Origin of the sequence: Micromonospora sp. WMMD967, from assembly GCF_029626165.1 — a bacterium.
GTDB classification, from domain to species: domain Bacteria; phylum Actinomycetota; class Actinomycetes; order Mycobacteriales; family Micromonosporaceae; genus Micromonospora; species Micromonospora taraxaci.
On record NZ_JARUBK010000001.1, the window covers coordinates 959,021 to 983,495 of the forward strand.

Sequence of the window (24,475 nt, forward strand, 5' to 3'; positions counted from 1 at the left end):
CCGCCGGCCACCGGTCAGCTTCAGCCATGGCCACCCGCGCCGGTCCTGCCGAGGCCGCCGTCGTTCATCGAGCGGCGTTGGCCGGGGCCGTCCGGTGCGGCCCGACCGCTGGTCCTGACCGCGGTGACAGCGGCGTCCGTCGTCGGCGCGTCCACGCTCACCGTCGTTCGCCCCGGTCTCGGCTGGCTGGTGGCGGCACTGGCCGGCGTCGCCGCCCTCGGCGTCGCCGCCACCAGCACCGCCACCACCGGCGCCGCCGCCGTCAGCACCACGGCCGCTCCCAGCACCACGGCCGCGCCCGGCACCGCCGCCGCTGGTGCTGCCGCCGCGCCCGGCACCACCGCCGCGCCCGGCACCTCCGCCGCGTCTTCGCCGGGGACGCAGCCGACCAGGCCTTCCACGGCCGCGCCGACGCCGGAAGGCGCCGACCCGCCGAAGGCCACGACGACACCGGGACCGACGAGCTCCGCGACACCGGGACCGAGGAGCGTTCCGACCACACCGGCCACCACGCCACCTGCGGCAACCGCCGCCCGTCCCGGTGCCACGGGGGCACCGGGGCGGGTGGCACAGGTGGTGTGGGTCGCCGCGACGATCGCGCTGGTCGCGGTAGGCACGGTCCGGGCGGCCGGTTGGCTCTTCGTCCTCTGCCTGCTCGCGGCGGCGGTGACCGGGACGCTGGCACTGACCGGCGGGCGAAGCCCGCTCGGCATGCTCGTCGGCGCGACGCTGCCGCCGGCCGCGACGGTACGGGCACTGCCCTGGGCGGTACGCGGGCTCCAGGCCAGGAAGTCGTCCACCTCGGGTGTCCCGATCGGGCGCGTCCTGACCAGCCTGGCGATCTCCGCGGGTCTGCTGACGCTGTTCGGTCTGCTCTTCTCCTCCGCCGACGCGGTTTTCGCCGACCTGGTCACCGGTCTGCTGCCGGACGTCTCGTCGGTAGGCGTGCCCGACTGGCTGGCCCGGCTGCTGCTGATCGGCGGGGGCCTGCTCGGGGGCGCCTTCCTGGTGAGCCGCCCACCCGACCTGGAGGGTCTGCACCCGAAGACACCTCGGACAGCGCACCGGTTGGAGTGGACCCTCCCGCTGGGCATGCTGGTCGCCCTGTTCACCGTCTTCGTGCTGGTCCAGTTGACAGTGTTGTTCGGTGGCGCCGGGCACGTGCTGCGTACCGCCGGGCTCACCTACGCCCAGTACGCCCGTGGCGGGTTCTGGCAACTGCTCGCCGTCACCGCGCTCACCCTCCTGGTGATCGCCGTCGCCGCCCGCCGTGCGCCGAAGGTCACCCGGGCGGACCGCCTGCTGGTGCGCGTCCTGCTCGGTGCGCTCACCGCGCTCAGTCTGGTGATCGTCGCCTCGGCGCTCTACCGGATGCAGGTCTACACGGACGCGTACGGCGCCACCCGGCTGCGGCTCGTCGTGGCGACCATCGAGCTGTGGCTCGGGCTGCTCTTCGTACTGGTCGGGGTGGCTGTGGTGCGCTTGCGGGCGGATTGGCTGCCCCGGTTGGTGATCGGCACGGCGGTGCTGGCGCTGCTCGGCTTGGCGCTGGTCAACCCGGACCGGTTGATCGCCGAGCGGAACGTCGACAGGTACCTGCAGACCGGTCGGGTGGACATCGACTACCTGTCCGGGCTGTCGGAGGACGCCGTACCGGCCCTGGTCCGGTTGCCCGAGCCGATGCGCGGCTGTGCACTGAGGCAGCTCGCCACCGAGCTGCCCCGGGACGGGCTTTGGGGGACGAACCTCGGCCGGGAGCGGGCGCGGCCGGATCTCGAGGAGGTCCAGGGGGCCGCCGCGCTGATGGACTGCTCGGTTCTTCGGGGTTGGTGAGCGCCACCGCTTGACAATCGCGCACGGCGGGCGAGACTGCCGGGGTGGCCGAGCAAATCCCTGACGTGGGGTCGGGTGGTGCGGTACCACCGCCCCGGCGGGCCCGGATCGTGCTGGCCGAGATCACCAGGCAGGACACCCGCGCCGAGCGGACCCGCGCCGAGTTGGCCCAGCAGACCCAGGTCGGTGAGGCGCTGGTCCGCGGCCTGGTCCGGGCCCAACTCGCGTTGGCGCTGCGGCTCTCACTGGTGGTGGTCATCGGGTTGGGCGGGTTGCCGTGGTTGTTCGCCATCGCGCCCTCGCTCGGCCGGACCACCGTCGCCGGTGTCAACCTGCCGTGGCTGCTACTCGGTGTGGCCTCGTTCCCGTTCCTGATCGGGGTGGGCTGGGCGTACGTGCGGCTGGCCGAACGCAACGAGCAGGACTTCACCGACCTGGTGCAACGGCCGGAGCACTGAGGTGGGCAACGATTTCGTGGTGCCGGCCATCGTGGCGGTCACCCTGGTCACCGTCGGGATCGGCTTCTACGGGCTCCGGTTGGCCCGGACCACGTCCGACTTCCTGGTCGCGTCGCGGGCGATCAGCCCGACGTGGAACGCCGCCGCGATCGGCGGGGAGTACCTGTCGGCGGCGAGTTTCCTCGGCATCGCCGGGCTGGTCCTCAAGTACGGCGTGGACGTGCTCTGGTATCCGGTCGGATTCGCCGCCGGGTACCTGGCCCTGCTGCTCTTCGTGGCGGCACCGCTGCGCCGGTCCGGCGCGTTCACCCTGCCCGACTTCTGCGAGCTACGGCTCGGGTCGCGCCGGCTACGGATCCTGGCCACCGCCTTCGTGATCTTCATCGGTTGGCTGTACCTGGTGCCGCAGCTCCAGGGGGCCGGGCTCACGCTGGCCACGGTGGCCGGCTCCCCGTACCCACTTGGTGCCCTGCTCGTGTCCGCCGTCGTCACCGCGAACGTGGCGCTGGGCGGCATGCGGGCGATCACCTTCGTGCAGGCGTTCCAGTACTGGCTCAAGCTGACCGCGCTCGCCGTACCCGTGATCTTCCTGGCCCTGCAGTGGCAGGCCGACGGCCGCCCGGCGGTGACTCCGCCCGACGGGCCGACGTTCCGGGCCGCGACCACCGTCGTGGTCGAGCATCGCGCGACCCTCACCCTGCCCGACGGCGACATCCGGGAGGTACGCCCCGGCGACGAGCTGACCTTCGCGGCCGGCGACCGGGTGCCGGAGGTGTCCGGGGTGGCCACCGAGGCGAACGACTGGCTGCTGCCCAGCGCCGCGGGGGACGACGACCGAGGGCTCTTCGCCACGTACTCGCTGATCCTCGCCACGTTCCTGGGCACGATGGGCCTGCCGCACGTGCTGGTCCGCTTCTACACGAACCCGGACGGTGCGGCGGCACGTCGGACGACACTGGTCGTGCTGGCCCTGGTCGGCGCCTTCTACCTGCTCCCCACCCTGTACGGGGTGCTCGGCCGGATCTACACGCCGCAGTTGCTGGTCAGTGGGCAGACCGACGCGGTGGTGGTCTTGCTGCCCGGCGCGACCCTCGGTGACGGGACGGTTGGCCGGCTGCTCGCCGCGCTGGTCTCGGCGGGCGCGTTCGCGGCGTTCCTCTCCACCTCGTCCGGGCTGCTGACCAGCGTCGCCGGGGTGATCTCGACGGATGTGCTCGGCCGCGGCTCGGTACGCGGCTTCCGGCTGGCCACGGTGATCGCCGGAGCGGTGCCGACGGTGTTGGCGTTGCACGTCTCCGGGATGGACGTGTCGCAGGTCGTCGGGTTGGCCTTCGCGGTGGCCGCGTCGAGTTTCTGCCCGCTGCTGGTGCTCGGCATCTGGTGGCGTGGCCTGACCGACCTGGGCGCCGCCGCCGGGGTGCTGGTCGGCGGCGGGGCGGCGATCGGGGCGGTGCTGGTCACCGTGCTCGGTCCGCCGTTGTCCGGCTGGCCGGCCACGCTCACCACGCAGCCGGCCGCCTGGACGGTGCCGCTGGCGTTCACAGTGATGGTCGCGGTGTCGATGGCTACTCGGCGGCGGGCACCGGCCGACGTCGCGGCCACCATGCTCCGCCTGCACACCCCCGAAGCCCTCCGCATGCAGTGAGCTTCGGGTGGGGCTGCGTGATCCACTCCACGTCGGCGATGTGGCGGCATGCCGATGCTCTGACACCCCGACATCGGCGATGTGGAGTGGATCAACCGTCGTCGAGGGCGGATCGGGGATCTACGACTTCAGGATGATCCCGGTCCGCCCGCCGCCGGACGGCGGAACTGGCCGCCGCCGGATAGCGTCGACGCATGACTGTTGAGCACCCCGCGCTCGCACTGCGTGGCCTGGCCAAACGGTTCGACGGCACGATCGCGGTGGCCGGCGTCGACTTGGACGTCCCCGCCGGCTCCTTCTACGGGCTGCTCGGCCCGAACGGGGCCGGCAAGACCACCACCCTGTCGATGGCGGTCGGGCTGTTGCGACCGGACGCCGGCTCGGCCCGGGTGCTCGGGCAGGACGTCTGGCAGGACCCGGTCGCCGCGAAGCAGCTGTTGGGCGTCATGCCCGACGGGGTACGCCTGTTCGACCGGCTGACCGGGGCGGAGTTGCTCGCGTACAACGGGTTGTTGCGGGGGATGGACCCGGCGGTGGTCGACCAGCGGGCCGCGGAGCTGCTGGACGTGCTGGCGCTCGGCGACGCCGGTCGCACGCTGGTGGTGGACTACTCGGCGGGCATGAAGAAGAAGATCGGCCTGGCCTGCGCGTTGCTGCACGGCCCTCGGGTGCTGGTGCTGGACGAGCCGTTCGAGGCGGTCGACCCGGTGTCCGCAGCGCTGATCCGCGACATTCTCAGCAGGTACGCGGCCGGCGGAGGCACCGTGGTCTTCTCAAGTCACGTGATGGAGGTCGTCGAGCGGCTCTGCTCACACGTGGCGATCCTGGCCGGCGGCACCATCAAGCGGGTCGGGACGATTGGCGAGGTCCGTGGTGACCGCTCGCTGGAGCAGGTGTTCGTCGAGGTGGTCGGCGGGCGCACTGCGACGGGCGAGGAGCTGTCGTGGCTGTCGCAGTGAGCACGGACGCCGGGCCCACCGCGCCCGTACACACGGTTTCCGCTCGGCACTTCGTGCGGCTGAAGCTGCGGGTGATGGGCAACAGCTTCCGGGGTCAGGGCTGGCGGATCGCACTGTTCATCGGTGGCGCGCTGCTCGGGCTCTGGTTCGCGGTCAGTGGTTTCTTCCTCTTCGCCCTGCCCGGCCTGACCGGCGACGGCCAGTACGCGGTGCTGGTCGGTGCGGCCGGCGGGGGCCTGCTGGTGCTCGGCTGGCTGCTCCTACCACTGGTCTTCTTCGGTGTGGACGAGACACTGGACCCGGCCCGGTTCGCGCTGCTGCCGTTGTCCCGCCGCACGTTGGTGACCGGTCTGTTCGCGGCGGCTCTGATCAGCGTTCCGGTGTTGGCGGTGCTGATCGCGACGTTCGGGCTGGTGCTCACCTCCTGGTCGCTGGGCGGCTGGTCGGCGGGGTTGGTGGCCGTGGTCGGTGTGGTCGCGGGGCTGCTGCTCTGTGTGGCCGCCAGCCGGGCGGTGACCAGCGCCTTCGCCACCATGCTGCGGTCCCGGCGGGTCCGGGACCTGGCGGCCGTGCTGCTGGCGGTGGTCGCCGCACTTCTCGGCCCGTTGCAGATCTTCGGTCTCGCGGCGCTGCGGGAGACGGACTGGACCCGGCTGACCGGCGCGGCGACCGTGATCGGTTGGACGCCGCTCGGCGCGCCGTGGACGGCCGGCATCGACGTGGCCCAGGGACGGGTGTGGGCGGCACCGGTGAAACTGCTGATCACGGTGGTGGCCCTCGGCGCCCTGCTGTTCTGGTGGTCCCGGTCGCTCGAGTCGGCCATGGTGGGCGCGGCGAGCGCCGGTAAGGCCCCCGCGCGACGCGGGGTGGCCGGTGGCGCCGTCGCCCAACTGTTCCCCCGTGCCACCGGCTGGGCCCGCCGGGACCGCTTCGGCGCGCTGGTCGCCCGGGAGGCCCGGTACTGGTGGCGGGACGCGCGCCGCCGGGCCAACCTGATCACGATCGCGGTGGTCGGCATCTTCGTTCCCGTGTTCGTCAACGTCACGGGCGGGGACTTCGCGGCCATGGAGGGCGAGGGGTTGACGGCGGCTGCCAGCGACTCCTCACCGGTCGTGGTCACCATCTCCATGGTTCTCGTGGGTGTGCTCGCCGCCGCCACCCTGGCCAACCAGTTCGGCTTCGACGGCAGCGCGTACGCCGCGAACGTGGTGGCCGGAGTGCCCGGTCGGGTGGAGCTGCGGGCGCGGATGACCGCCTTCTCGCTGTACGTGCTGCCGATGCTGGCGTTCGTGTCGGTGGTGCTGTCGGTGCTGCTCAGTCGACCGGCTTGGATCGGGCTCACCTTCGGCAGCCTGGTCGCCACCTACGGCGCGGGGCTGGCGGTGAACAGTTTCGTCTCGGTGCTCGGGGCGTACTCGCTGCCGGAAACGAGCAACCCGTTCGCGATGAACAGCGGTGCGGGCCTCACGAAGGGGCTGCTCACCCTGGTGACCATGCTGGTGTCGGCGGTCGCGGCGGTGCCGATGGTGGTAGCCGCCGCGCTGCTCGGGGACGCCTGGCTCTGGCTGGCCCTGCCGGTCGGCGCGGCGTACGGGTTGGGCGCGGCGCTGCTGGGCGCGTACCTGGCCGGCGACGTGTTGGACCGTCGGCTGCCCGAGTTGCTGGCCACGATCACGCCGCGCCGCTAACCGGCGCGGCGACCTGCCGCCTGGGCAGCGTCGACGAAGCCGCGCCACGCGGCCGGAGCGAAGGTGAGGACCGGGCCGGAGCGATCCTTGCTGTCCCGAACCAGCACCACACCGGGCAGATTGTCCGCCACCTCGACGCAGGCACCGCCCGTGTCGCGCACGACGTCCGGGTCGTCGATGACGTGTCCACGAGCGACATCCTCGACATAGGTGACCCGTTCCCCGTCGGGCAGTTCGGCGAGCAGAAAGCCGAGGGTCAATCCGACGTGTGCTCCCGCTTCGAGTGGCACGACGTGCGGTCTGACGCTCGGCAGGGCGGCGAGTTCCATCAGCCGACCGAGCTGTGCGTCCAGTACCGCCGGGCCGCACCTTTCCGTCCAAGGTGGAGGACACGCGGCCCGGCCGGTGGAGGCGACGTCCCGGCGATCGGGTCCTGCGTTCGGGCCGCCCCGGTCATCCCCCGGCCGGGGCGGCCCTCGTCGAGCAGGAGGAGATCAGCCATGGTCGGGTTCATCCGGGGCAGGAACGGGGCGCGGTGGTCGTACCGGAGGAGGAAGCCGGCAGAACCGGCGGCGGTGCCGGGCGCGGAGGGATCGCCGGGCGTGCCCGCTCGGCCGCCTGCATGGGCGGTCGGGCCGACGGTGGCCATGCCGCGACCTGGCCGGGCCGGTTGGCTGACCCCGGCGCAGGCCTGGCGCGCGAACGGCGGTCGGTGGTGAGCTGCGCCGCCGCAGAGTATCCCGACCGTCATGCCACCACTAGCGATATGACTCGGAGTCATATTTATGACTCTGAGTCATATCGCGCAAACAGGAGATGCCCCCCGACCGCCGGGAGGGACGGGCCGGTCCCGGCACCGCCGGCCCGGCCGGACGGAGGTCGCTGGTGAGCCGGCCGCACCTGCCGATGCGGCCGCTCTGGCGGTGCCGTGGCTGCGGCGCGCTCTGGCCGGCCAGCCGGCGCGGTTGGCGTTGCTCACCGAATACCGGGATGACCGGGTGGGGCTGCTGGTCTACCTGGGTGCCCTCATGGCGGAGGCCGGTGCTCAGCTCGCCCAGCTCAACGGGCGACCCACCGATCTGCACGAGCGCTTCCTGGGTTGGGCACGTGCCCGGGACGGCACAATGTTTCACGTGAATCATGAGCCGGGTGCCGAGATCCACCACACCGATCCGTTCGCGGTGCCGACCGGGCAACGGTCACCGGTACGCCGGCTGCGCGGCCGGCTCGCCGCACCGGTGACCCTCTGGACGGCTCCCGGCCCGGCCGGGCTGACGGTGTCGTCCACGCTGGTCGCCGAAGGAGAGCCGGATCGACTGGTCGGGCTGATCGACCCGGAGTCCGACTTCTGGGCGGCGGCGGAGGAGGCGGGCCGGTTCGCTGTCACGCCGCTCGGTCCACCGCACCGGCAGCTCGCCGACCGGTTCGCCGGCCTGTTTCCCGCACCGGGTGGGCTCTTCGCCGCCGACACCTGGATCGAGACACCGTACGGGCCGGTGCCCGCGGATGCCGGCGGGTGGGCCGGGTGCCGGCTGGACACCGCCCGGGAGTACGGCTGGGGCCTGCTGGTGGAGGCCACCATCGAGGCTGTCGACCTGACCGGAGAGGCGTCTCCGCTGCTGCACTACCGCGGTCGGTACCACGAGCTACCGGGCTGAACGGGCGGGCCGTCCCGACCGACCGGTCACCGGAGTGACCTGAGTCACTCGGCGCAGCCAGGCAACCGCTCGGCGCAGTCGACGACCGGCGTCGATCTCGGCCTTCCCCGTCGGGGAGCGCGCTCTCTACCGTGCGCGAAACTCCTCTGACGCCTGTGAAGGTGGTGATCCACAGATGTCCACGGACACACCCGCTTCGGCCGCTTCCCAGTCGGACAAGTACCTGACCGTACAACGGTCGGACGAGTTCGCCGGGCTGCGGCGTGCGCTGCGCGGCTTCGTCTTCCCGATGACCGTCGCCTTCTTCCTGTGGTATGCGCTCTACGTCATTCTCTCCGCGTACGCCCGGGACTTCATGGGCACGAAGCTGTTCGGCAGCAACATCAACGTCGCGCTGGTCTTCGGCCTGCTCCAGTTCGTCTCCACGTTCCTGATCGCCTGGCTCTACTCCCGGTACGCGGACCGGAAGATCGACCCCATCGCGGACCGCATCCGCGCCGAGATCGGGGAGGTGACCCATGAAGACGGTCCACGCGGTTGAGACGTTCCTGGCGGCGGAGGCGGGCAACCACACCGCCCGCAACCTGACCATCACGCTCTTCCTGGTCTTCGTGGCGGTGACCCTGGCCATCACGATCTGGGCCAGCCGGCAGACCAAGACGGCTACCGACTTCTACGCGGGCGGCCGGTCCTTCTCCGGCTTCCAGAACGGCATGGCGATCGGCGGCGACTACATGTCGGCCGCCTCGTTCCTCGGTATCGCCGGCATCATCGCCCTCTACGGCTACGACGGCTTCCTCTACTCGATCGGCTTCCTGGTCGCCTGGCTGGTGGCCCTGCTGCTGGTCGCCGAGCTGCTGCGTAACTCGGGCCGGTACACGATGGCGGACGTGCTGGCCTTCCGGATGCGTCAGCGTCCGGTGCGTACGGCGGCGGCGGTCTCCACCATCACGGTGTCGATCTTCTACCTGCTGGCGCAGATGGTGGGTGCCGGCGCGCTGGTCGCGCTGCTGCTCGGCATCCGGCCGGGGACGACCTTCCTCGGCATGGACGCGGACACCGCGAAGGTGGCCACCATCATCATGGTCGGCACCCTGATGATCATCTATGTCACGGTGGGCGGCATGAAGGGCACCACCTACGTGCAGATCGTCAAGGCGTTCCTGCTCATGGGCGGCGCGCTCCTGATGACCATCCTGGTGCTGGCGAAGTTCAACTTCAACCTGTCGGAGCTGCTCGGCCAGGCGGCCGCGGCATCCGGCAAGGGCAGCGCGTTCCTCGAACCCGGGCTACGGTACGGCGTCGAGGTCGCCGGCAACTCGACACAGACGTTCTACAACAAGGTGGACCTGCTGTCCCTGGGCATCGCCCTGGTGCTCGGCACCGCCGGTCTGCCGCACATCCTGATCCGCTTCTACACGGTGCCCACCGCCAAGGCGGCCCGCAAGAGCGTGCTCTGGGCGATCGGCATCATCGGCACCTTCTACCTGCTCACCCTGGCCCTCGGCTTCGGTGCGGCGGCCCTGGTCGGCAGCCAGGCGATCACCGCACAGGACAAGGCCGGCAACACCGCCGCGCCGCAGTTGGCCGAAGCGTTGGGCATCAGCTTCTTCGGCGGTGAACTGGGCGGCGCGGCCCTGCTGGCAATCATCGCGGCGGTCGCCTTCGCCACCATCCTCGCGGTGGTCGCCGGGTTGACGCTGGCCTCGTCGTCCAGCCTGGCGCACGACTTCTACGCCAACGTGATGAAGAGGGGTGAGGCGTCGGAGCGGCAGGAGGTGCGGGTCGCCCGGATCTCCGCCCTGGTCATCGGCGCGGTGTCGATCGCCTTGTCGATCTACGCGCAGAACCTCAACGTGGCGTTCCTGGTGGCACTCGCCTTCGCGGTCGCCGCCTCGGGCAACCTGCCGGCGATCCTCTACAGCCTGTTCTGGCGGCGGTTCAACACCTCCGGCGCGGTGTGGGCGATCTACGGCGGCCTGCTCTCGGCCGTACTGCTGGTGTTCTTCTCGCCAGTGGTCTCCGGCGCCGCGACCTCGATGTTCCCGGACCACGACTGGCAGTGGTTCCCGCTGTCCAACCCGGGCATCCTGTCCATCCCGTTCGGCTTCCTGTGCGGGTGGATCGGCACCGTCATCTCCAAGGAGCACGACGAGGACAAGTACGCGGAGCTGGAGGTGCGCGCCCTCACCGGCTCGGGCGCCCACTGACGCTCTGGACGGGCTCCCGTTGACGCCTCGCGTCGGCGGGAGCCCGTCGCCGTATCCGTGGTCGGTAGGCTGAGCGGTATGAAGGTTGTTGAGCGCTTCGGGTCCGGTCACCGCATCCTCGTCACCGGTGGAGCCGGCTTCGTCCCGTCGCACCTGGTGGACGTCCTGATCGCCCGCGGCTGCACGGTGGTGGCGCTGGACAACTTCGTCACCGGCTCGAAGGACAACGTGGCCCACCTGCTGGACCGGCCCACCTTCACGCTCGTCGAGGCGGACCTCTCCGACGGCCTGCCGACGCACCACCCGGCGATGGCCGAGCGTTTCGACGCGATCCTGCACATGGCCTCGCCGGCCAGCCCCACCGACTTCGCCCAGCTTCCCGTGGAGATCCTCCGGGTCGGCTCGGTGGGCACCCTGCACCTGCTGGAGCGCGCTGTCGCCGACGGCGCCCGGTTCCTGATGGCCTCCACCTCCGAGGCGTACGGGGACCCGAAGGAGCACCCGCAGCGGGAAACCTACTGGGGCAACGTCAACCCGATCGGGGTCCGCAGCGTCTACGACGAGGCGAAGCGCTTCTCCGAGGCCGCGACGATGGCGTACCACCGCTACCGCGGGCTCGACGCGGCGATCGTCCGGATCTTCAACACGTACGGCCCCCGGATGCGTCCGGACGACGGCCGCGCCATCCCCACCTTCGTCTCCCAGGCGCTGCGCGGTGAGCCGATCACCGTGCACGGCACCGGCAACCAGACCCGCTCGATCTGCTTCGTCGAGGACCTGGTTCGCGGCATCCTGCTGCTGCTCGACTCGACCGAGACGGGTCCGGTCAACTGCGGCACCGAGCACGAGTTGTCCATGCGGCAACTCGCCGAGTTGATCGTGTCGCTCTCCGGCAGCAGCTCCGAGGTGATCTACGTCACGCGCAGCTCGGACGATCCGGAGATGCGCCGCCCCGATCTGACGCTCGCCCGCGAACTGCTGGGATACGAGCCGACAGTCGCGCCCGAAGACGGCCTGCGACGCACGATCGAGTACTTCCGGGCGCGGCTAGGGTAGCCGGTTCGTTGCGTACCGCCTGCCGCTGAGTGTCGCCTGAAGGCGGTACTGGCTCCCGCTACGTACCCTGAGTTACATGTCCGCGACTTCGTCTGCCGGCGTCCCGTATCCGTCCCTGCACCGCAGCGCCGGGCGCGCGTCGGTGCCCGGCCCTGATCGGGGCGCCTCCGGGCGCGCCCGTCCCGCCGAGGCACGCTTCTACCCGTCGTACGACGAGGAGGGGCCCAGGCCGGGCGGCCCGACGGGGCCGAGGGGCCCCGGCGGCCCAGGTGGCGCCGGTGGGTCGGGACGACGCGGCCCACGCCCGCGCTGGGGCCGGATCGCCCTCGTGGCGGGGGTCGCGGTGCTGGTGCTGGCGTTGCTCGGCGGCGTGGGCGCCTGGCTCTACGCCCGCAACCTCAACGGCGACCTGGCCCGCACCGACCCGTTCGCGGAGATCACCGGTGGTCGCCCGGTCAAGGCCGTCGACGGCGCGCTGAACATCCTGCTGGTCGGCAGCGACTCACGGGACCCGGACGCCCCGGTCGACACGAAGAGCCAGTGGCGCGCCGACACGATCATCGTGATGCACATTCCGGCCGACCACCAGGAGGCCTACCTGGTCTCCATCCCGCGCGACCTCTACGTGCCGATCCCGGAGAGCGCGGGCGCGGCCTGCGACTCCGGTCAGCGCGCGAAGATCAACGCAGCGTTCGCGTTCGGCGGTCTCCCCCTGGCGGTACGCACCGTGGAGTGCTTCAGCGACGTTCGGATCGACCACGTGATGGCTATCGACTTCGGCGGGTTCAAGGAGGTCACCGACGCTCTCGGCGGGGTGGACCTGAAGGTGGAGCGGACCGTCACCTCGATCCACAAGCCCTACCGGACGTTCACCAAGGGCACGAACCACATGGACGGCGCGGAGGCGCTGGACTGGATCCGGCAGCGTAAGCAGTTCCCGGACGGGGACTTCGCCCGGATGCGGCACCAGCAGGAGTTCCTGCGGGCGCTGATGGACAAGGCGGCGAGCAGCGGCACGCTGGCGAATCCGAAGAAGCTCAACGATTTCCTCCAGTCGGTGACCAAGGCCGTAACCGTGGACCAGGGTTTCTCGGTTACAGACATGGCGCTGCAGTTCCGCAACCTGCGCGGTGAGAATCTCACCTTCGTGACCAGCCCGAACTCGGGCAGCGACACGATCAACGGCGAGTCGGTAGTGGTTTCGGACCGGGAGAAGGCGCTCGCGATGTACCGGGCCATGTCGGCCGACACCATGGCGGACTGGGTCAAGGCCAACCCGCCGAAGAGCAACGACGGCGGCTGACCGGGGCGGAGGACCCCGCGACTGACGGCCTGCCCGCCGTTCGGCTCATCGAGTGGCGACGATCGACCGAGTCCACGTAAGTTGACGTCCGGATTGACCCGAGCTGAACTCGCAAAGTCGAATTGATGTCCGTACAGTGGTGCCGCCCCCTCCTGATCACGAGCTGGAGCACGCATGCCGGTTCAGGCCAGTCGTCGCCCTTCGTCCCCCGGGTCCGCCGCGCCCAGCGGTCGTGCTGCCGCGGCCATACCCGTGCAGGCACGCGCCTCGGGCGGCGGGCCGGGTGCCCGGCCGCCCGGCGTCGGCGGTGGCGGCCCTGCTGGTGGCGGCGGGCCGGCGAAGAAGCGGGCCAAGCGCAAGGACCCTCTGTGGGCCCGACTGACAGTGGTGTTCGGGGCCGTGCTGATGCTCGGCAGCGGCGTGGGCATCGTCGGCGGCAAGGTGCTGATCGGCCAGGCAACCGGGGACATCGCGCAACGTAACCTGCTGGGCGACGCCGGCAAGTCCGACGCCGAGGGCGGGGCGAGCCTCGACGGGCCGATCGACATGCTGCTGCTCGGCGTGGACGCCCGGGAGCGCTGGGCGGCCGACGACGTGCGCTCGGACAGCATCATCATCCTGCACATCCCCGCCACGCACGACCAGGCGTACCTGATCTCGATCCCTCGGGACACCGAGGCGCAGATCCCCCCGTTCAAGAAGAGCGGCTACGCCGGCGGCACCGGCAAGATCAATGGCGCGTTCCAGGCCGGCGCCGCCAACGGTGGTGGCTGGGAGGGTGGCGCGCAGCTGATGGCGCAGACCATCAAGCGGCTCACCGGGATCAGCTTCGACGGCGCGGCGATCATCAACTTCGGCGGCTTCAAGAACGTCATCGACACCCTGGGCACGGTGCGCATCTGCGTCAGCCAGGAGGTCAAGTCGCTGCACATGTCGTACGTCGACGGCAAGCCGATGTGGAACGCGGACGCCAAGAAGACTGGCAAGCCGCGGACCCCTGTGGTGCACAAGAAGGGCTGCCAGGAGATGGAGGGGTGGGCCGCGCTCGACTACTCCCGGCAGCGCAAGTCCCTCAAGAACGGCGACTACGACCGGCAGGCCAACCAGCAGCAGCTGATCAAGGCGATGGCCAAGAAGGCCACCGACGGCGGCATGTTGACCAGCCCGAGCAAGATGAACCAGCTGATCAAGGCGGCCGGTAAGGCGTTCGTGCTGGACACCGGCGGTGTGGCGATCGAGAACTTCATCTTCACGATGCGCGGGGTCACCGCCAACGAGCTGACCATGCTCAAGACCAACGGCGGCACCTTCCACGCCAACGGCAACAACACCGAGGGCCTGAGCGAAGAGACGATGGCCATGTTCCAGGCCGTCAAGCAGGACAAACTCGCCGAGTTCGTCTTCACCCATCCCGAGGTGATCTCCACCCGCAAGTGACGACCGGGAGTCGCGGAAAGCCAGCGACGGCGTCGTCACCACCCGTAGCCTCGACGTGAGCAGGTTTCACGTGCGGCTGCGGGGAGGCGGTCACGTCCAGGTGGGGGCGGAACACGGCGGGCCGGGCGGCAACGGCCCCGGCCACCCGAGCGCGCCGTGCCCGCGGGTCACGGATCCTGCTCGGCATCGGCCTGGCCCTCGTCCTGCTGGCCGGGCTCGCCATGATCGGGCTCAAGACGCTCAGCAACCGGTACGACCGGACGGTGACCAAGGAGCAACTGCTCGACGCCGACGCCCGCACCGACCGCACCGACCTGGACGGGCCCCTCAACTACCTCCTGGTCGGCTCCGACCGCCGCCCCGGTGACAGTGGTCCGGACCAACGCTCGGACACCATCCTGATCGTGCACGTACCGGCCGGGCAGCGGGAGGCCTACCTCGTCTCCATCCCACGGGACCTGCTGGTCGCCATCCCACCCGGAAACGGCTTCGGCGGCGGCCAAGACAAGATCAATGCGGCGTACGAGCACGGCGGCGGCGGGCAGGCCGGCGCCCGGCTCCTCTCCGCCACCCTGCACCGGCTCACCGGCATCCGGTTCGACGGTGCCGCGCTGATCGACTTCTCCGGCTTCCGCAAGGTCATCGACCTGCTCGGCGGGGTGGACATGTGCGTGGACACCGAGGTCCGCTCGATCCACACCAACCGGGTCTTCCCCACCGGCTGTCAGCGCATGGACGGGGCGCAGGCCCTGGACTACGTACGACAGCGCTACGACCTGCCCGGTGGCGACTACGACCGGCAGCACCACCAGCAACAGTTGCTCCGGGCGATGCTGGACAGCGCCGGCAGAGCGGACCTGCGCAGCAACCCGGTCAAGTTCGACCAGGTGCTGCGGGCGGTCGGCGGGTCGTTGACCGTCGACACCAACGGCGTACCCCTGGAGGATCTGCTCCTCGCGCTGCGCGCGCTGCCGCCCGACGGGATGCGCGGCGTCCAGGTTCCGTCGTCACCACAGACCATCGACGAGGTCTCCTACGTGGTACTGGACAACGGGGGCAACGGGCTCTTCGAGGCGGTTCGGGGCACTCGGGTGCCGGCCTGGGCGCAGGCCAACCCGCGCTGGGTGACCCGGTTGTGACGGTGGCGACGGCCCTGTCGGTGCCGAACCGGCCGACGAGGATCTAGTGTTGCTTCCTGTGTTCGGACCCCAGGTTCCCACCGTGCCCGTGACCGAGATCGACGACGAGACCTACCTGCTGGATGTGCGGGAGGCCGACGAGTGGGCCGCCGGCCACGCTCCGACAGCCCACCACCTGCCGATGATGGAACTGCCGGCGCGGTTGGCCGAGGTGCCCACCGACCGGGACGTGGCGGTCATCTGCCGCTCCGGCGGGCGCTCGGCCCAGGTCGTCGCCTACCTGGTCAACAACGGCTGGGGGCAGGTGCGTAACGCCGACGGTGGGATGCGCCAGTGGGCCGCGGTCGGCCGGCCGGTGGTCGACGCGAACGGGCAGCCCGGCCAGGTCATCTGAGGGCGGGCGGGGATGGGCGGCCCACTGGTCTTCGCGCACCGCGGCGCCTCGTTCGACCTGCCCGAGCACACTCTCGCCGCGTACCTGCGCGCCCTCGACGAGGGTGCCGACGGGCTGGAGTGCGACGTCCGGCTGACCCGGGACGGGCACCTGGTCTGCGTACACGACCGTCGACTCGACCGCACCAGCAACGGTCGCGGTCTGGTCAGCGCGCGTACGCTCGCCGAGCTGGACGCGCTGGACTTCGGCTCGTGGCATCCGGGCAGCGCACCGAGCGGCGACCTGCCGCCGGACGATTCGCACACCCGGTTGCTGACCCTGGCCCGGCTGTTGGACGCCGTGCTCGACGCCGGGCGGCCGGTCCGACTGCTGGTGGAGACGAAGCACCCTTCCCGCTACGGCTCGACCGTGGAACGACGACTGGTCACCATGCTGCGCCGGTACGGGCTGGCCGACCCGGCGCCGGACGACCCCGTGCAGGTCACCGTGATGTCGTTCTCGCCGCTGGCGGTCCGCCGGGTCCGCGAGCTGGCCCCGACGCTGCCCACAGTGCTGTTGCTGGAGGTGGTGCCACGGTGGCTGCGGTTGGGCCGGCTCCCGTTCGGCACCCGGATCGCGGGGCCGGGCATCGGTCTTGTCCGAGGTCGCCCGCAACTGCTGCCCGCACTGCGCGCGGCCGGCAACCAGGTGTACGTCTGGACGGTCAACGAGCCGACCGACCTGGAGCTGGTGCTGTCCGCCGGGGTGGACGGGATCATCACCGACCGGCCGGCGCACACCCTCGCCCGGCTGGGCCGCTGAGCCGGCGGGGGTGCCCAAATCCAGGTCGACCGGGCAGACTCGGCACATGCCGGAGCGTATCGATTTTCCCGCTCTCCTCGGCGGCCACACCGTCGTGATCGAGATGATCAATTCTGGGGACGCGGGCCTGCCGGTCCTCACCCAGCTTCTCCGGGTGGCCCAGCCCGCGCTCGGTGCGACAGGTATGGCATTCGTCGAGTTCGGCCCGACCGGCGGTCGCGTGATCTCCGCGACCGGGGCGGCGGAGTGGGCCCTCGGCCGGCCGCTGGCAGTCGACGATCCGGACACCGTCTGCCTGCTCGCCGGCCCACGGGCACGCCAGGTGCGGGTGGGTCACCTCAACGGCAAACTGGCCGCCGAGTTGAGCGGCAGCGACCTGCGGTGGATGGTGGTCGCCCGGGCGGAGATCGGCGGCCACACGGTGGGCAGCCTGCACGCGCTCTATCCGGGCGACGACGAACCGGGTGCCGAGCAGCAGGGGGTGGTCGCCTACCTCGCGTCCTGCGTCGCGCACATGTACGGCGACCAGAGCGGCCTGCCGGTGCACGGTGACGGCCCGGTCGTGGCAGCGCTGGCCGACGGGCTGGCCGTCGTCGACCGGGACGGGCACGTCCGACTCTGGAACCCGGCCGCCGCGCAGGTCACCGGCCGGTCGGTCGAGCAGGCGCTGAGCCGCCCCCTGCCGTTCCCGCTGCCGCCCTCCGGTCAGGTGCGCGATCACCGGATGCCGGACGGCCGCTGGCTGCGGATCACCTCCGGCGAGCTGCCCGGCCCAGGCACGCTCCGGGTGGTCACCTTCCGCGACATCACCGACCAGCAGCAACGCGACCACGACCGGGATCTGTTCGTCGCCGTGACCAGCCACGAGCTGCGGACGCCGGTCACCGTCATCAAGGGGTACGCGGACACGCTCACCGACCACTGGGAGTCACTGACCGAGGTGGACCGCCGGCAGGCCGCCCGGGTGATCGGGCAGCGCGCCAACGAACTGGCCCGATTGGTCGACCGTCTCCTCTCCTCGGCTGCCGAGGCGGGGCCCGGGGACGAGCCCGCGACGCCGTTCGACCTCGGCGAGGCGTTGCGCTCCGCCGTCGTCGACCTGCCGGCGGAGTTGCGCCGGCGGCTGGTGCTGCTCCTCCCGAACGACCTACCCAAGGCGCTCGGTCACCGCCCCAGCCTGGCCACTGTGTTGACCGAGTTGACGACCAACGCCGGCAAGTACTCGGCACCGGACTCCCCGATCGAGGTCACCGCCTCGGTCGACGGTCAACTGGTGGCGTTCCGGGTCAGCGACCAGGGCATCGGCATCCGACCGGAGCACGTGGAGCGCGCGTTCGACAGGTTCTGGCAGGGCGAGTCCGGCGACCGACGCGGCTATCCGGGGGCAGGGCTCGGCCTCTATCTCGTCCGCCGGATCGTTGAACAACAGAATGGATGGGTATCCCTACGTCCGAGGGCCGGCGGCGGTACGGTCGCAGAGGTGCGGCTACCCCGCTGTTGACCGAGGTGGCGCGACGTGGAGGCAACGGTGGCAGCGGCAGTGACGGATCGGGCGTGGTGCGTGGTGGTTCCCCACCATCCGGCCGGGGCCCGGCTCGCCCGGCACAGACTCTCTGACGAGCTGGCGGACGTCGTACCCCCGACGCTCCGCGCGGATCTCATCGCGGTGCTCGCGGAGCTGGTGGGCAACGCGGTGCGGCACGCCCGGCCGCTTCCGGGCGGAGTCATCCGGGTCGCGTGGCGGCTACGGTCCTCGCCCGAGGGCACTGCGATCCAGTTGCGGGTCACCGACGGGGGCGCGAGCACCGGGCCACGGATCCGGACGGCCAGCCCCGACGCGGCGGACGGTCGCGGGCTGCACATCGTCGCTGGTCTGGCGACCCGCTGGGGGGTCGAGCGGGACGGAATGGGCCAGCGAGTCTGGGCGGAGTTCGATCCGGTGCCGGCGCCGCGACCCGACCTGGTGCCGGCGGGCTGAGCCTCCGGGCTACGAGGTCACCGCCGAAGGTGGTGGCGACTTCGCTGATCGACGGGCTGAGGTTGGGTGGGTCCGGGCCACGGCGAGCCGGTCGGGCCTCTAGGCTGTGACGCCGTGAGCAAGCGTCGAAAGAGCCAGCGCACCGCCGCCGACAGCGCCCCCCGCAAGGACAAGGTGCGGGACATCTTCGTGCCGCGTCCGTTCGACGGGTTGGTCGACGAGCCCGAGTGGATCGCCCTACGCGAACTGGTGCCGGCGGCCTCCGCGCCGCTGCGACTGGCACCCGCCCTGGTCGAGGAGTTCGGCGACCGGTCGGCGACGCTCGCCACGGTGCTGCCGATGGCCGCGCCGGCGATCACCAAGCCGGACGGCCGGGTGCTCATCGGTCTTCAGCGCCACCAGCAGTCCGGTGACGTCTCCCGCGACCTGGCCGACGCGCTGCTCTGCGCGCTGCGGGCCGAGCCGGGCGGCCAGGTGTCCGTGCCGCCGCTGCCCGGCCCCGGCCCACGCCTGCAGGACATCCTCGTGGACGGCCCACTGGACATCAGCATGCACGAGGGTTTCGAGTTCTGGCTCGACCCCGGGGCCGGCGACGACCCGACCGTCCAGGCGTCCCTGGAGCGGGCGAACGCGGCCATCTATCCGACGGTACGAATGACCGCGGCGAAGGCCGCGTACTGGTGCCAGGTCCCGGACAAGGCGCACGTGCGTTGGGTGTTGCCGGACGACGAGGACGCCGCCCTCGACGCGTTGGCCCGTCTCGGCGCGGCCGGCTCGCTGACCCTCGGCGAGCAGACCAAGTTCGCCGGCATGTTCCGCGCGCACGGCCGACTGGTCCCGGTGTGGGACCTGCCGGAGGAGACTCCCGCGGCGGAGTGGGAGGACCCGGTGGCGCAGTTCGCCAAGCGCTACGCTGAGGCGCTGGCCACCGACGGCCCGCTGGACGCCGCCGGCCGGCGCGCCCGCCAGGGTCTGCTCGGCCGCCAGCTCACCCTCCGCTGAGCTGCGGAAGGGCGCCTATCCCGACGAGGGCGCCCTTCCCCGCAGCGGCTCGCGGGTGATCGGGCAGGACATGCAGCGCGGGCCGCCCCGGCCGGAGCCCAACTCGGAGCCGGCGATCGGGATCACCTCGATGCCGGCCCGCTCCAACTGGGCGTTGGTCTCGGTGTTGCGCTCGTAGCCCACGCAGAGCCGGGGTGCCAGGGCGAGGGTGTTGTTGCCGTCGTCCCACTGCTCACGTTCCGCGGTGACCGGATCCAGCCCGGTGTCGATGACCCGGAGCACGTCGAGGTCCATCGCGTCGGCGGCGGCACGCAGGAACGGCGCCGGTCCGTCCACCCGCGGGTCCGCACCGTCCGCCCCGGCGATGACGGTGTACGCGGACAGCGTGCTCGCGATGTTGGGATACATCAGGACGGCGTCCACGTCGACCATCGTGCAGACGGTGTCGAGGTGCATGGTGGCGCGTTTCTGCGCGATCGGCACCACCAGGATGGTGTGGGCCAGGCCGGCGGCGAACACCTGCCGGCCGAGGCGTTCGGCGCCGGCCGGTGTGGTTCGCTCGCCCACGCCCACCGCCAGCACCCCGGGCGCGAGCAGCAGCACGTCCCCGCCCTCCAGGTGTTCGAGGTTCGGGCGGTAGACGAACTCGGTGCCGGCGAAGCGTGGGTGGTGACGGTAGATGGCGTCGGTGAGGGTGGTCTCGCGGCGGCGGGCGGGCATGGCCAGACTGGTGACGCCGACCCGGTCGCCGATCCAGAGCGACGAGTCGCGGGTGAACAACAGGTTGGGCAACGGGTCGATGACGAAGTCATGTCTGTTCATCAACGTGTAGACCAGCCCGCCCGGCCGCTCCGAGCTGATCCGCAGCTCCTCGTGGGCCAGCCCGGCGGTAAGCACGTCGGCCAGGGCCGCCGGGTCCAGGTAGGAGAGGTGGTCTGCCACGCGGGCCCGCAGGGTGTCGCCGAGTCGCCGGGAACGCAGCACCTGTTCGGTGAGCTCCGCGCGGGCGTCCGCCACGGCGAGTGTCTCGGCCAGCAGGGTGGCCAGGTAGAGGACCTCGACCCCGCGCTCGCGCAGGGCGGCGGCGAACGCGTCGTGCTCCTCCTGGGCGCGCCCGACCCAGGGGATCGCGTCGAACAGGAGCGAGTCGTTGTTGCGCGGGGTGAGCCGGGCCAGTTCGGGGCCGGGCCGGTGCAGCAGTACGGTGCCGAGCCGGCCGACTTCACTGTCGACGTAGTGGGTCACTCCCGCAGCGTAGGGCAGGGTTTGGCGGCATCCGACAAAAGAACTGTGGATGAATATGGCATTCATCCACAGTCATTCCGGCGCTCCGGCTTGCCGAACACCGGGAGTGACAACGTAGGGTAGTGAGGACATAACTTCGAGGGACCTTTTGCCGGAGGTCGACGATGACTGTCTTTCCCGCACGACGAGCCGTACCGTCCGCTCGGGCACTGCCGCCCGTCGCGGTGCCACACCCCCGCGTCGAGTCGCCGGGGGTTCTCGAACCAGTCCGTCCGACACCTCTCGAATGGGCCCGTCGCCGTCGGGCTGAGCGGGGCGCACGCCGCCTGGAGGCGGCCGGGGCGCGGGCACTGGGCCAGCTCGACCACCTCGGTCCCGCCTGGCACGTCATCGAGTGGCCTCGCACAGACGTGACGGACGTCCTCGACCGCGGTCAGGACGACCGCGCCGGGTTCCTCGCCATCGGGCCGAGCGGCCTCTTCGCCGTGACCATCGCCGACCACGGCCGCGCGAGGGTGCTCGTCGCCGGCGACGTCGTGCAGATCAACGGCAAGAGGCCCCCGTACGTTGCCGAGTCCCGCCGCGACGCCAAACGGGCCAGCAAGGCCCTCTCCGACGCGGTGGGGCTGCCCGTCCCGGTGACGCCGGTGCTGACCTTCGTCGGCTCCGGCGTGATCAGTGTCTACGGCCTTCCGAAGGACTGTCTGATGGCCACCCACCGGGAGCTGGACCGGCTCCTCGTCGCTGGTGGCAGCCGGATCAGCCCCGCCACGGCCGAGAAGCTGTCCCGGGTCGCACAGCACCCCAGCACCTGGTTGAACGGCACGTACCGTCCAACCGCCGACTACCGGTGGTACGACGAGGGCCGAACGGCCGCTGACAAGCCGGCCCACCGCCGGTAACGTCACCGGCGACGCCACGCGGCTCCGGTCCCCCCGTCCACCTCACCGGTTTCCGCGCCGTCACCAGTCGCGCCGTCCAGGCTGCGCGGCACGGTGACCCGGTGCGCTCGGTGATTCCGTCGGCGACCCGCTAGCGTGGACAGTCGATCGGTGCACATAGGAGGCGCGGTGGCCCACGTCGAACTTTCGCTCTCGGAAGCGTTCGTGCCGGCGGCCCGAGCGTCGACAGAGCCGGAGTCCGGCAACGTCGGCCAATGGTCCTCGACGGTGTCCCGGGCCGATGAGCCGTGCCTGTTGATCGACGCCGACACGAGGGTGGTGGCGATCTCCACGGCCGGATGCGAGCTGCTCTGTCTGGGCGAGCCGGCCGGTCTGATCGGGCGACCGCTGCTCGACGGCGGTTTGCGCCTGCTCGACTTCACCGCCAACCGGGGCGTGCTGACCGAGGCCGAGATCGACAAGATTCCGCCGCTGCTGGCGCTCTCGTCCGGCCGACTCGCTCGTGGGTTACTCCGCGTGCAGGCCGCCTCGGCAAGCAACTCCGACGCGACAGTCGACGCGATCTCGACCCCGGTGCTCACCGACGGCGCCGTAGCAGGCTCACTCACCTTCTTCTCCGAGGTCTGACCTGCGGCGGAGTGTGTCGTTCGCCGCACGCGGCGTTCCCCGGGAGAGCCCCCGCGCAGGCCGTAAGGTGCCTCCATGCTCGATATCGCTCTACTGCCCGGGGAATACGCTGTGTGCAGGCTGGCCGCCGGCACCACAGTGCCGGATGCGACGTCGAACGACCTCCGTGACACCGACGTCGTCACGGTGAGCTGGACCTCCGACGGAATCTCCGTGATCTGTCCGACCGACCGGGCTCCGGCGCAGGCCGTGGTGGAGACCGTCTGGCGCTGTCTACGGGTCGCCGCGCCGATGGAGCCGAACGGCACCGGCAGCCTGGCCGCGCTCGTCGACCCGCTGGCCGAGGCGCGGGTCAGCGTGGTCACGTTCTCCACCTTCGACACCGACTACCTGTTGGTGCCGGCCGTCCGGCTGACCGAGGGCATCGCCGCGCTCCAGCGCGCCGGGCACCGCGTCACCGGCTGACCTTCACCCGGAAGGCCGCTCACCCTACGATGGGCTCGGCCACCCCGGCCGTGACGAATTCTCCGATGTCCCCGAGGACCGGCCCGTGCCGTTCACCCCACCCCGCCCCGCGTCTCCCCCGTCGCGGAAGACGATTAACGTCCCACGCGGCCGGACCGGCCATTCAGCCGCCCGGACCCTCGCGGTCACGCTCGCGGTGTTCGCTGCCGCGTCGCTGTCCGGCTGTGGCGCCCCGCCCGGGGTGCGTACGCCCACCGCCATGCCCACCGGCAGCGGGGCTCCGCCGACGCCCGGCCCGAGCATCGCCCCCACCACCCCGCCGGTGACCGCACCGCCGAGCGCCGCGATCACGCCCTCCGCCGACGCCGGGGCGGTCGCGACGGCCTGCCGGAACGGCCCGACCGGGCAGCGGGTGGTGCAGCTGCTCCGTGGTCGGGCGGGCGTGCTCCCGGCCAACGTCCGGGTCCAGGTCCGCACCGGCCCCCTCTGCGCCGCCGACTGGCAGTTCACCGTGCTCGAGGTGACCGGGCACGAGGAACTCCAGGTGGTCACCCGGGGCCAGCCGAGCGCACCGACGCTCGTCACCGCCGGCACTGACGTCTGCACCGTCGAGGTACGCGCCGCCGGGCCGGCCGGAATCCGCGCCCTGGCCTGTGAGGCCGGTCCGGCCACCCGGCCGGGTGCGTAGGCTGATCGGCATGCCGGGAACACCGCCGACACGTTTCGTCTACCTCGGGCCGGAGGGCACCTTCGCCGAGCAGGCCCTGCGCTCCGTGCCCGCCGCCGAGCGCGGCACCCGTACGCCCGCTCGCAGCGTCGGGGAGGCACTGGACAGTGTCCGCGCCGGGGACGCCGACGCCGCTCTGGTGCCGTTGGAGAACTCGATCGGCGGGGCGGTGGGCGTCACCCTGGACGAGATGGCCGAGGGCGAGCCGCTGGTGATCACCCGGGAGGTGATCCTGCCGGTGGAGTTCGTGCTCGGCGCCCGACCCGGCACCTCGTTGACCTCGATCCGCACCGTCGCGGCCCACCCGCAGGCTTCCACCCAGTGCCGGGGCTGGCTGCGTGACCACCTGCCCGACGGCGTGGTGGTCGACGTGCTCTCCAACGGTGCGGCTGCCGCCGGCGCCGGGTCCGGCGAGTACGACGCGGCGATCTGCGCGCCGATCGGGGCGACCCGGCACCGCCTCGCGGTCCTCGCCGACAAGATCGCGGACCATCCCGACGCGGTGACCCGGTTCGCGCTGGTGTCCCGGCCGGGGCCGCCTCCGCCGCCCACCGGCGACGACCTCACCTCGCTCGCTGTCTACATCGCCCACGACCGGGTCGGTGCCCTGCTGTCGGTGCTCATGGAGTTGGCCGTACGCGGCGTCAACCTGACCCGGATCGAGTCCCGCCCGACCGGTGAGGCCCTGGGCCGGTACGTCTTCTTCCTCGACTGCACCGGCCACGTGGCCGACGTACGCCTGGGCGAGGCGTTGCAGGGGCTGCGTCGGGTCTGCGCCGACGTCCGCTTCCTGGGGTCGTACCCCCGGCACCGCTGGGCCGAGGCGGCGGGCGAACGGCCGGTGCCGGCGCCGGCGGGCCTGTCCGACGTCGACTACGCGGACGCGGCGGCCTGGCTGGCTCGACTGCGCACCGGCGAGTTGACCTGATCGGGCCGGGCGCCCCCGAG

At 71.4% G+C, this 24,475-nt stretch carries 26 protein-coding genes and 1 pseudogene; 22 read left to right on the forward strand and 5 right to left on the reverse strand.

Going from position 1 to position 24,475, the window contains the following annotated elements; all coding sequences use genetic code 11:
- Positions 1 to 20 precede the first annotated feature (20 nt).
- On the reverse strand, positions 21 to 548 hold the full coding sequence (locus tag O7631_RS04555; protein WP_278143152.1) for a hypothetical protein: 528 nt from the start codon (positions 546 to 548) through the stop codon (positions 21 to 23).
- Between the two features lie 25 nt (positions 549 to 573).
- On the opposite strand from O7631_RS04555, the gene O7631_RS04560 reads away from it, so the two are divergent.
- From O7631_RS04560 to O7631_RS04580, 5 genes are all read left to right on the forward strand, one after another.
- Positions 574 to 1,833: a DUF4173 domain-containing protein gene (locus O7631_RS04560; RefSeq protein ID WP_278143153.1), complete on the forward strand. Its 1,260-nt coding sequence runs from the start codon at positions 574 to 576 to the stop codon at positions 1,831 to 1,833.
- A 44-nt stretch (positions 1,834 to 1,877) separates the two neighbouring features.
- Complete coding sequence (locus O7631_RS04565; protein WP_269681862.1) at positions 1,878 to 2,291, forward strand: hypothetical protein; 414 nt, start codon at positions 1,878 to 1,880, stop codon at positions 2,289 to 2,291.
- A gap of 1 nt (position 2,292) precedes the next feature.
- Positions 2,293 to 3,936: a cation acetate symporter gene (locus tag O7631_RS04570; protein ID WP_278143154.1), complete on the forward strand. Its 1,644-nt coding sequence runs from the start codon at positions 2,293 to 2,295 to the stop codon at positions 3,934 to 3,936.
- 194 nt (positions 3,937 to 4,130) lie between these two features.
- Positions 4,131 to 4,895 (forward strand): ABC transporter ATP-binding protein, encoded by a 765-nt coding sequence (locus O7631_RS04575; RefSeq protein ID WP_278143155.1) that lies wholly within the window; start codon positions 4,131 to 4,133, stop codon positions 4,893 to 4,895.
- Complete coding sequence (locus O7631_RS04580) at positions 4,880 to 6,583, forward strand: ABC transporter permease (protein ID WP_278143156.1); 1,704 nt, start codon at positions 4,880 to 4,882, stop codon at positions 6,581 to 6,583. The genes O7631_RS04575 and O7631_RS04580 overlap by 16 nt, the downstream gene beginning before the upstream one ends.
- Here O7631_RS04580 and O7631_RS04585 read toward each other — a convergent pair.
- The 3 genes and pseudogenes from O7631_RS04585 to O7631_RS04595 all read right to left on the reverse strand — a co-directional run bounded on the left by O7631_RS04585 (position 6,580) and on the right by O7631_RS04595 (position 7,232).
- Positions 6,580 to 6,762, reverse strand: a complete 183-nt coding sequence (locus O7631_RS04585) for a DUF397 domain-containing protein (RefSeq protein ID WP_278147843.1) — start codon at positions 6,760 to 6,762, stop codon at positions 6,580 to 6,582. The genes O7631_RS04580 and O7631_RS04585 overlap by 4 nt on opposite strands.
- A 27-nt stretch (positions 6,763 to 6,789) precedes the next feature.
- Positions 6,790 to 6,912 (reverse strand): annotated as a pseudogene (locus O7631_RS04590) (XRE family transcriptional regulator); the annotation flags it as partial.
- The gene (locus tag O7631_RS04595) at positions 6,912 to 7,232 is read right to left on the reverse strand and encodes a hypothetical protein (protein WP_278143157.1); all 321 of its coding nucleotides are present in this window, start codon (positions 7,230 to 7,232) and stop codon (positions 6,912 to 6,914) included. The gene O7631_RS04595 and the pseudogene O7631_RS04590, both read right to left, overlap by 1 nt.
- A 379-nt stretch (positions 7,233 to 7,611) precedes the next feature.
- On the opposite strand from O7631_RS04595, the gene O7631_RS04600 reads away from it, so the two are divergent.
- The 12 genes from O7631_RS04600 (at position 7,612) to O7631_RS04655 (ending at position 19,561) form a co-directional block, all read left to right on the forward strand.
- The gene (locus O7631_RS04600) at positions 7,612 to 8,241 is read left to right on the forward strand and encodes a flavin reductase family protein (RefSeq protein WP_278147844.1); all 630 of its coding nucleotides are present in this window, start codon (positions 7,612 to 7,614) and stop codon (positions 8,239 to 8,241) included.
- 175 nt (positions 8,242 to 8,416) lie between these two features.
- On the forward strand, positions 8,417 to 8,782 hold the full coding sequence (locus O7631_RS04605; RefSeq protein ID WP_278143158.1) for a DUF485 domain-containing protein: 366 nt from the start codon (positions 8,417 to 8,419) through the stop codon (positions 8,780 to 8,782).
- A complete protein-coding gene (locus O7631_RS04610; protein WP_278143159.1) occupies positions 8,760 to 10,451 on the forward strand; it encodes a cation acetate symporter in 1,692 nt (563 codons plus the stop codon). Before O7631_RS04605 ends, O7631_RS04610 begins: the two co-directional genes overlap by 23 nt.
- A 78-nt stretch (positions 10,452 to 10,529) precedes the next feature.
- Positions 10,530 to 11,507 (forward strand): NAD-dependent epimerase/dehydratase family protein, encoded by a 978-nt coding sequence (locus O7631_RS04615; protein ID WP_145778406.1) that lies wholly within the window; start codon positions 10,530 to 10,532, stop codon positions 11,505 to 11,507.
- A gap of 76 nt (positions 11,508 to 11,583) precedes the next feature.
- A complete protein-coding gene (locus O7631_RS04620) occupies positions 11,584 to 12,810 on the forward strand; it encodes an LCP family protein (RefSeq protein WP_278143160.1) in 1,227 nt (408 codons plus the stop codon).
- A 252-nt stretch (positions 12,811 to 13,062) separates the two neighbouring features.
- On the forward strand, positions 13,063 to 14,247 hold the full coding sequence (locus O7631_RS04625; protein WP_278143161.1) for an LCP family protein: 1,185 nt from the start codon (positions 13,063 to 13,065) through the stop codon (positions 14,245 to 14,247).
- A gap of 221 nt (positions 14,248 to 14,468) precedes the next feature.
- Positions 14,469 to 15,386: an LCP family protein gene (locus tag O7631_RS04630; RefSeq protein ID WP_278143162.1), complete on the forward strand. Its 918-nt coding sequence runs from the start codon at positions 14,469 to 14,471 to the stop codon at positions 15,384 to 15,386.
- A gap of 58 nt (positions 15,387 to 15,444) precedes the next feature.
- Positions 15,445 to 15,780 carry a rhodanese-like domain-containing protein gene (locus tag O7631_RS04635; protein WP_088987113.1) on the forward strand — a complete coding sequence of 112 codons (336 nt, stop codon included), beginning with the start codon at positions 15,445 to 15,447 and terminating at the stop codon, positions 15,778 to 15,780.
- A gap of 12 nt (positions 15,781 to 15,792) precedes the next feature.
- On the forward strand, positions 15,793 to 16,581 hold the full coding sequence (locus O7631_RS04640; protein WP_278143163.1) for a glycerophosphodiester phosphodiesterase family protein: 789 nt from the start codon (positions 15,793 to 15,795) through the stop codon (positions 16,579 to 16,581).
- 46 nt (positions 16,582 to 16,627) lie between these two features.
- Positions 16,628 to 18,082 (forward strand): PAS domain-containing sensor histidine kinase, encoded by a 1,455-nt coding sequence (locus tag O7631_RS04645; RefSeq protein WP_269681850.1) that lies wholly within the window; start codon positions 16,628 to 16,630, stop codon positions 18,080 to 18,082.
- Between the two features lie 60 nt (positions 18,083 to 18,142).
- On the forward strand, positions 18,143 to 18,559 hold the full coding sequence (locus tag O7631_RS04650; RefSeq protein WP_278147845.1) for an ATP-binding protein: 417 nt from the start codon (positions 18,143 to 18,145) through the stop codon (positions 18,557 to 18,559).
- A gap of 114 nt (positions 18,560 to 18,673) precedes the next feature.
- Entirely contained in the window at positions 18,674 to 19,561 is an 888-nt protein-coding gene (locus O7631_RS04655; protein WP_269681849.1) for a DUF5926 family protein, read from the forward strand.
- Between the two features lie 15 nt (positions 19,562 to 19,576).
- Here the strand turns inward: O7631_RS04655 and O7631_RS04660 are convergent, their stop codons facing one another.
- Positions 19,577 to 20,806, reverse strand: coding sequence for an arginine deiminase (locus O7631_RS04660; protein ID WP_269681848.1), 1,230 nt, complete (start codon positions 20,804 to 20,806; stop codon positions 19,577 to 19,579).
- A gap of 164 nt (positions 20,807 to 20,970) precedes the next feature.
- Between O7631_RS04660 and O7631_RS04665 the strand changes: the two genes are divergently transcribed.
- The 5 genes from O7631_RS04665 (at position 20,971) to pheA (ending at position 24,455) form a co-directional block, all read left to right on the forward strand.
- Positions 20,971 to 21,708 carry a hypothetical protein gene (locus O7631_RS04665; RefSeq protein WP_088987108.1) on the forward strand — a complete coding sequence of 246 codons (738 nt, stop codon included), beginning with the start codon at positions 20,971 to 20,973 and terminating at the stop codon, positions 21,706 to 21,708.
- A 168-nt stretch (positions 21,709 to 21,876) separates the two neighbouring features.
- Positions 21,877 to 22,335, forward strand: coding sequence for a hypothetical protein (locus tag O7631_RS04670; RefSeq protein ID WP_278143164.1), 459 nt, complete (start codon positions 21,877 to 21,879; stop codon positions 22,333 to 22,335).
- A gap of 75 nt (positions 22,336 to 22,410) precedes the next feature.
- Positions 22,411 to 22,800 carry an ACT domain-containing protein gene (locus tag O7631_RS04675; RefSeq protein ID WP_278143165.1) on the forward strand — a complete coding sequence of 130 codons (390 nt, stop codon included), beginning with the start codon at positions 22,411 to 22,413 and terminating at the stop codon, positions 22,798 to 22,800.
- A 196-nt stretch (positions 22,801 to 22,996) separates the two neighbouring features.
- The gene (locus O7631_RS04680; protein ID WP_278143166.1) at positions 22,997 to 23,488 is read left to right on the forward strand and encodes a hypothetical protein; all 492 of its coding nucleotides are present in this window, start codon (positions 22,997 to 22,999) and stop codon (positions 23,486 to 23,488) included.
- Between the two features lie 10 nt (positions 23,489 to 23,498).
- Complete coding sequence (gene pheA / locus O7631_RS04685; protein ID WP_278143167.1) at positions 23,499 to 24,455, forward strand: prephenate dehydratase; 957 nt, start codon at positions 23,499 to 23,501, stop codon at positions 24,453 to 24,455.
- Positions 24,456 to 24,475: the final 20 nt, after the last annotated feature.

Excerpts from the sequence above, each read along its gene's own strand:
- O7631_RS04575 (WP_278143155.1), top strand. The coding sequence starts at position 4,131 with ATGACTGTTGAGCACCCCGCGCTCGCACTGCGTGGCCTGGCCAAACGG.
- O7631_RS04595 (WP_278143157.1), bottom strand. The coding sequence starts at position 7,232 with ATGGCCACCGTCGGCCCGACCGCCCATGCAGGCGGCCGAGCGGGCACG.
- O7631_RS04600 (WP_278147844.1), top strand. The coding sequence starts at position 7,612 with ATGGCGGAGGCCGGTGCTCAGCTCGCCCAGCTCAACGGGCGACCCACC.
- O7631_RS04605 (WP_278143158.1), top strand. The coding sequence starts at position 8,417 with ATGTCCACGGACACACCCGCTTCGGCCGCTTCCCAGTCGGACAAGTAC.
- O7631_RS04610 (WP_278143159.1), top strand. The coding sequence starts at position 8,760 with ATGAAGACGGTCCACGCGGTTGAGACGTTCCTGGCGGCGGAGGCGGGC.
- O7631_RS04615 (WP_145778406.1), top strand. The coding sequence starts at position 10,530 with ATGAAGGTTGTTGAGCGCTTCGGGTCCGGTCACCGCATCCTCGTCACC.
- O7631_RS04620 (WP_278143160.1), top strand. The coding sequence starts at position 11,584 with ATGTCCGCGACTTCGTCTGCCGGCGTCCCGTATCCGTCCCTGCACCGC.
- O7631_RS04630 (WP_278143162.1), top strand. The coding sequence starts at position 14,469 with ATGATCGGGCTCAAGACGCTCAGCAACCGGTACGACCGGACGGTGACC.
- O7631_RS04640 (WP_278143163.1), top strand. The coding sequence starts at position 15,793 with ATGGGCGGCCCACTGGTCTTCGCGCACCGCGGCGCCTCGTTCGACCTG.
- O7631_RS04645 (WP_269681850.1), top strand. The coding sequence starts at position 16,628 with ATGCCGGAGCGTATCGATTTTCCCGCTCTCCTCGGCGGCCACACCGTC.
- O7631_RS04665 (WP_088987108.1), top strand. The coding sequence starts at position 20,971 with ATGACTGTCTTTCCCGCACGACGAGCCGTACCGTCCGCTCGGGCACTG.
- O7631_RS04675 (WP_278143165.1), top strand. The coding sequence starts at position 22,411 with ATGCTCGATATCGCTCTACTGCCCGGGGAATACGCTGTGTGCAGGCTG.
- pheA (WP_278143167.1), top strand. The coding sequence starts at position 23,499 with ATGCCGGGAACACCGCCGACACGTTTCGTCTACCTCGGGCCGGAGGGC.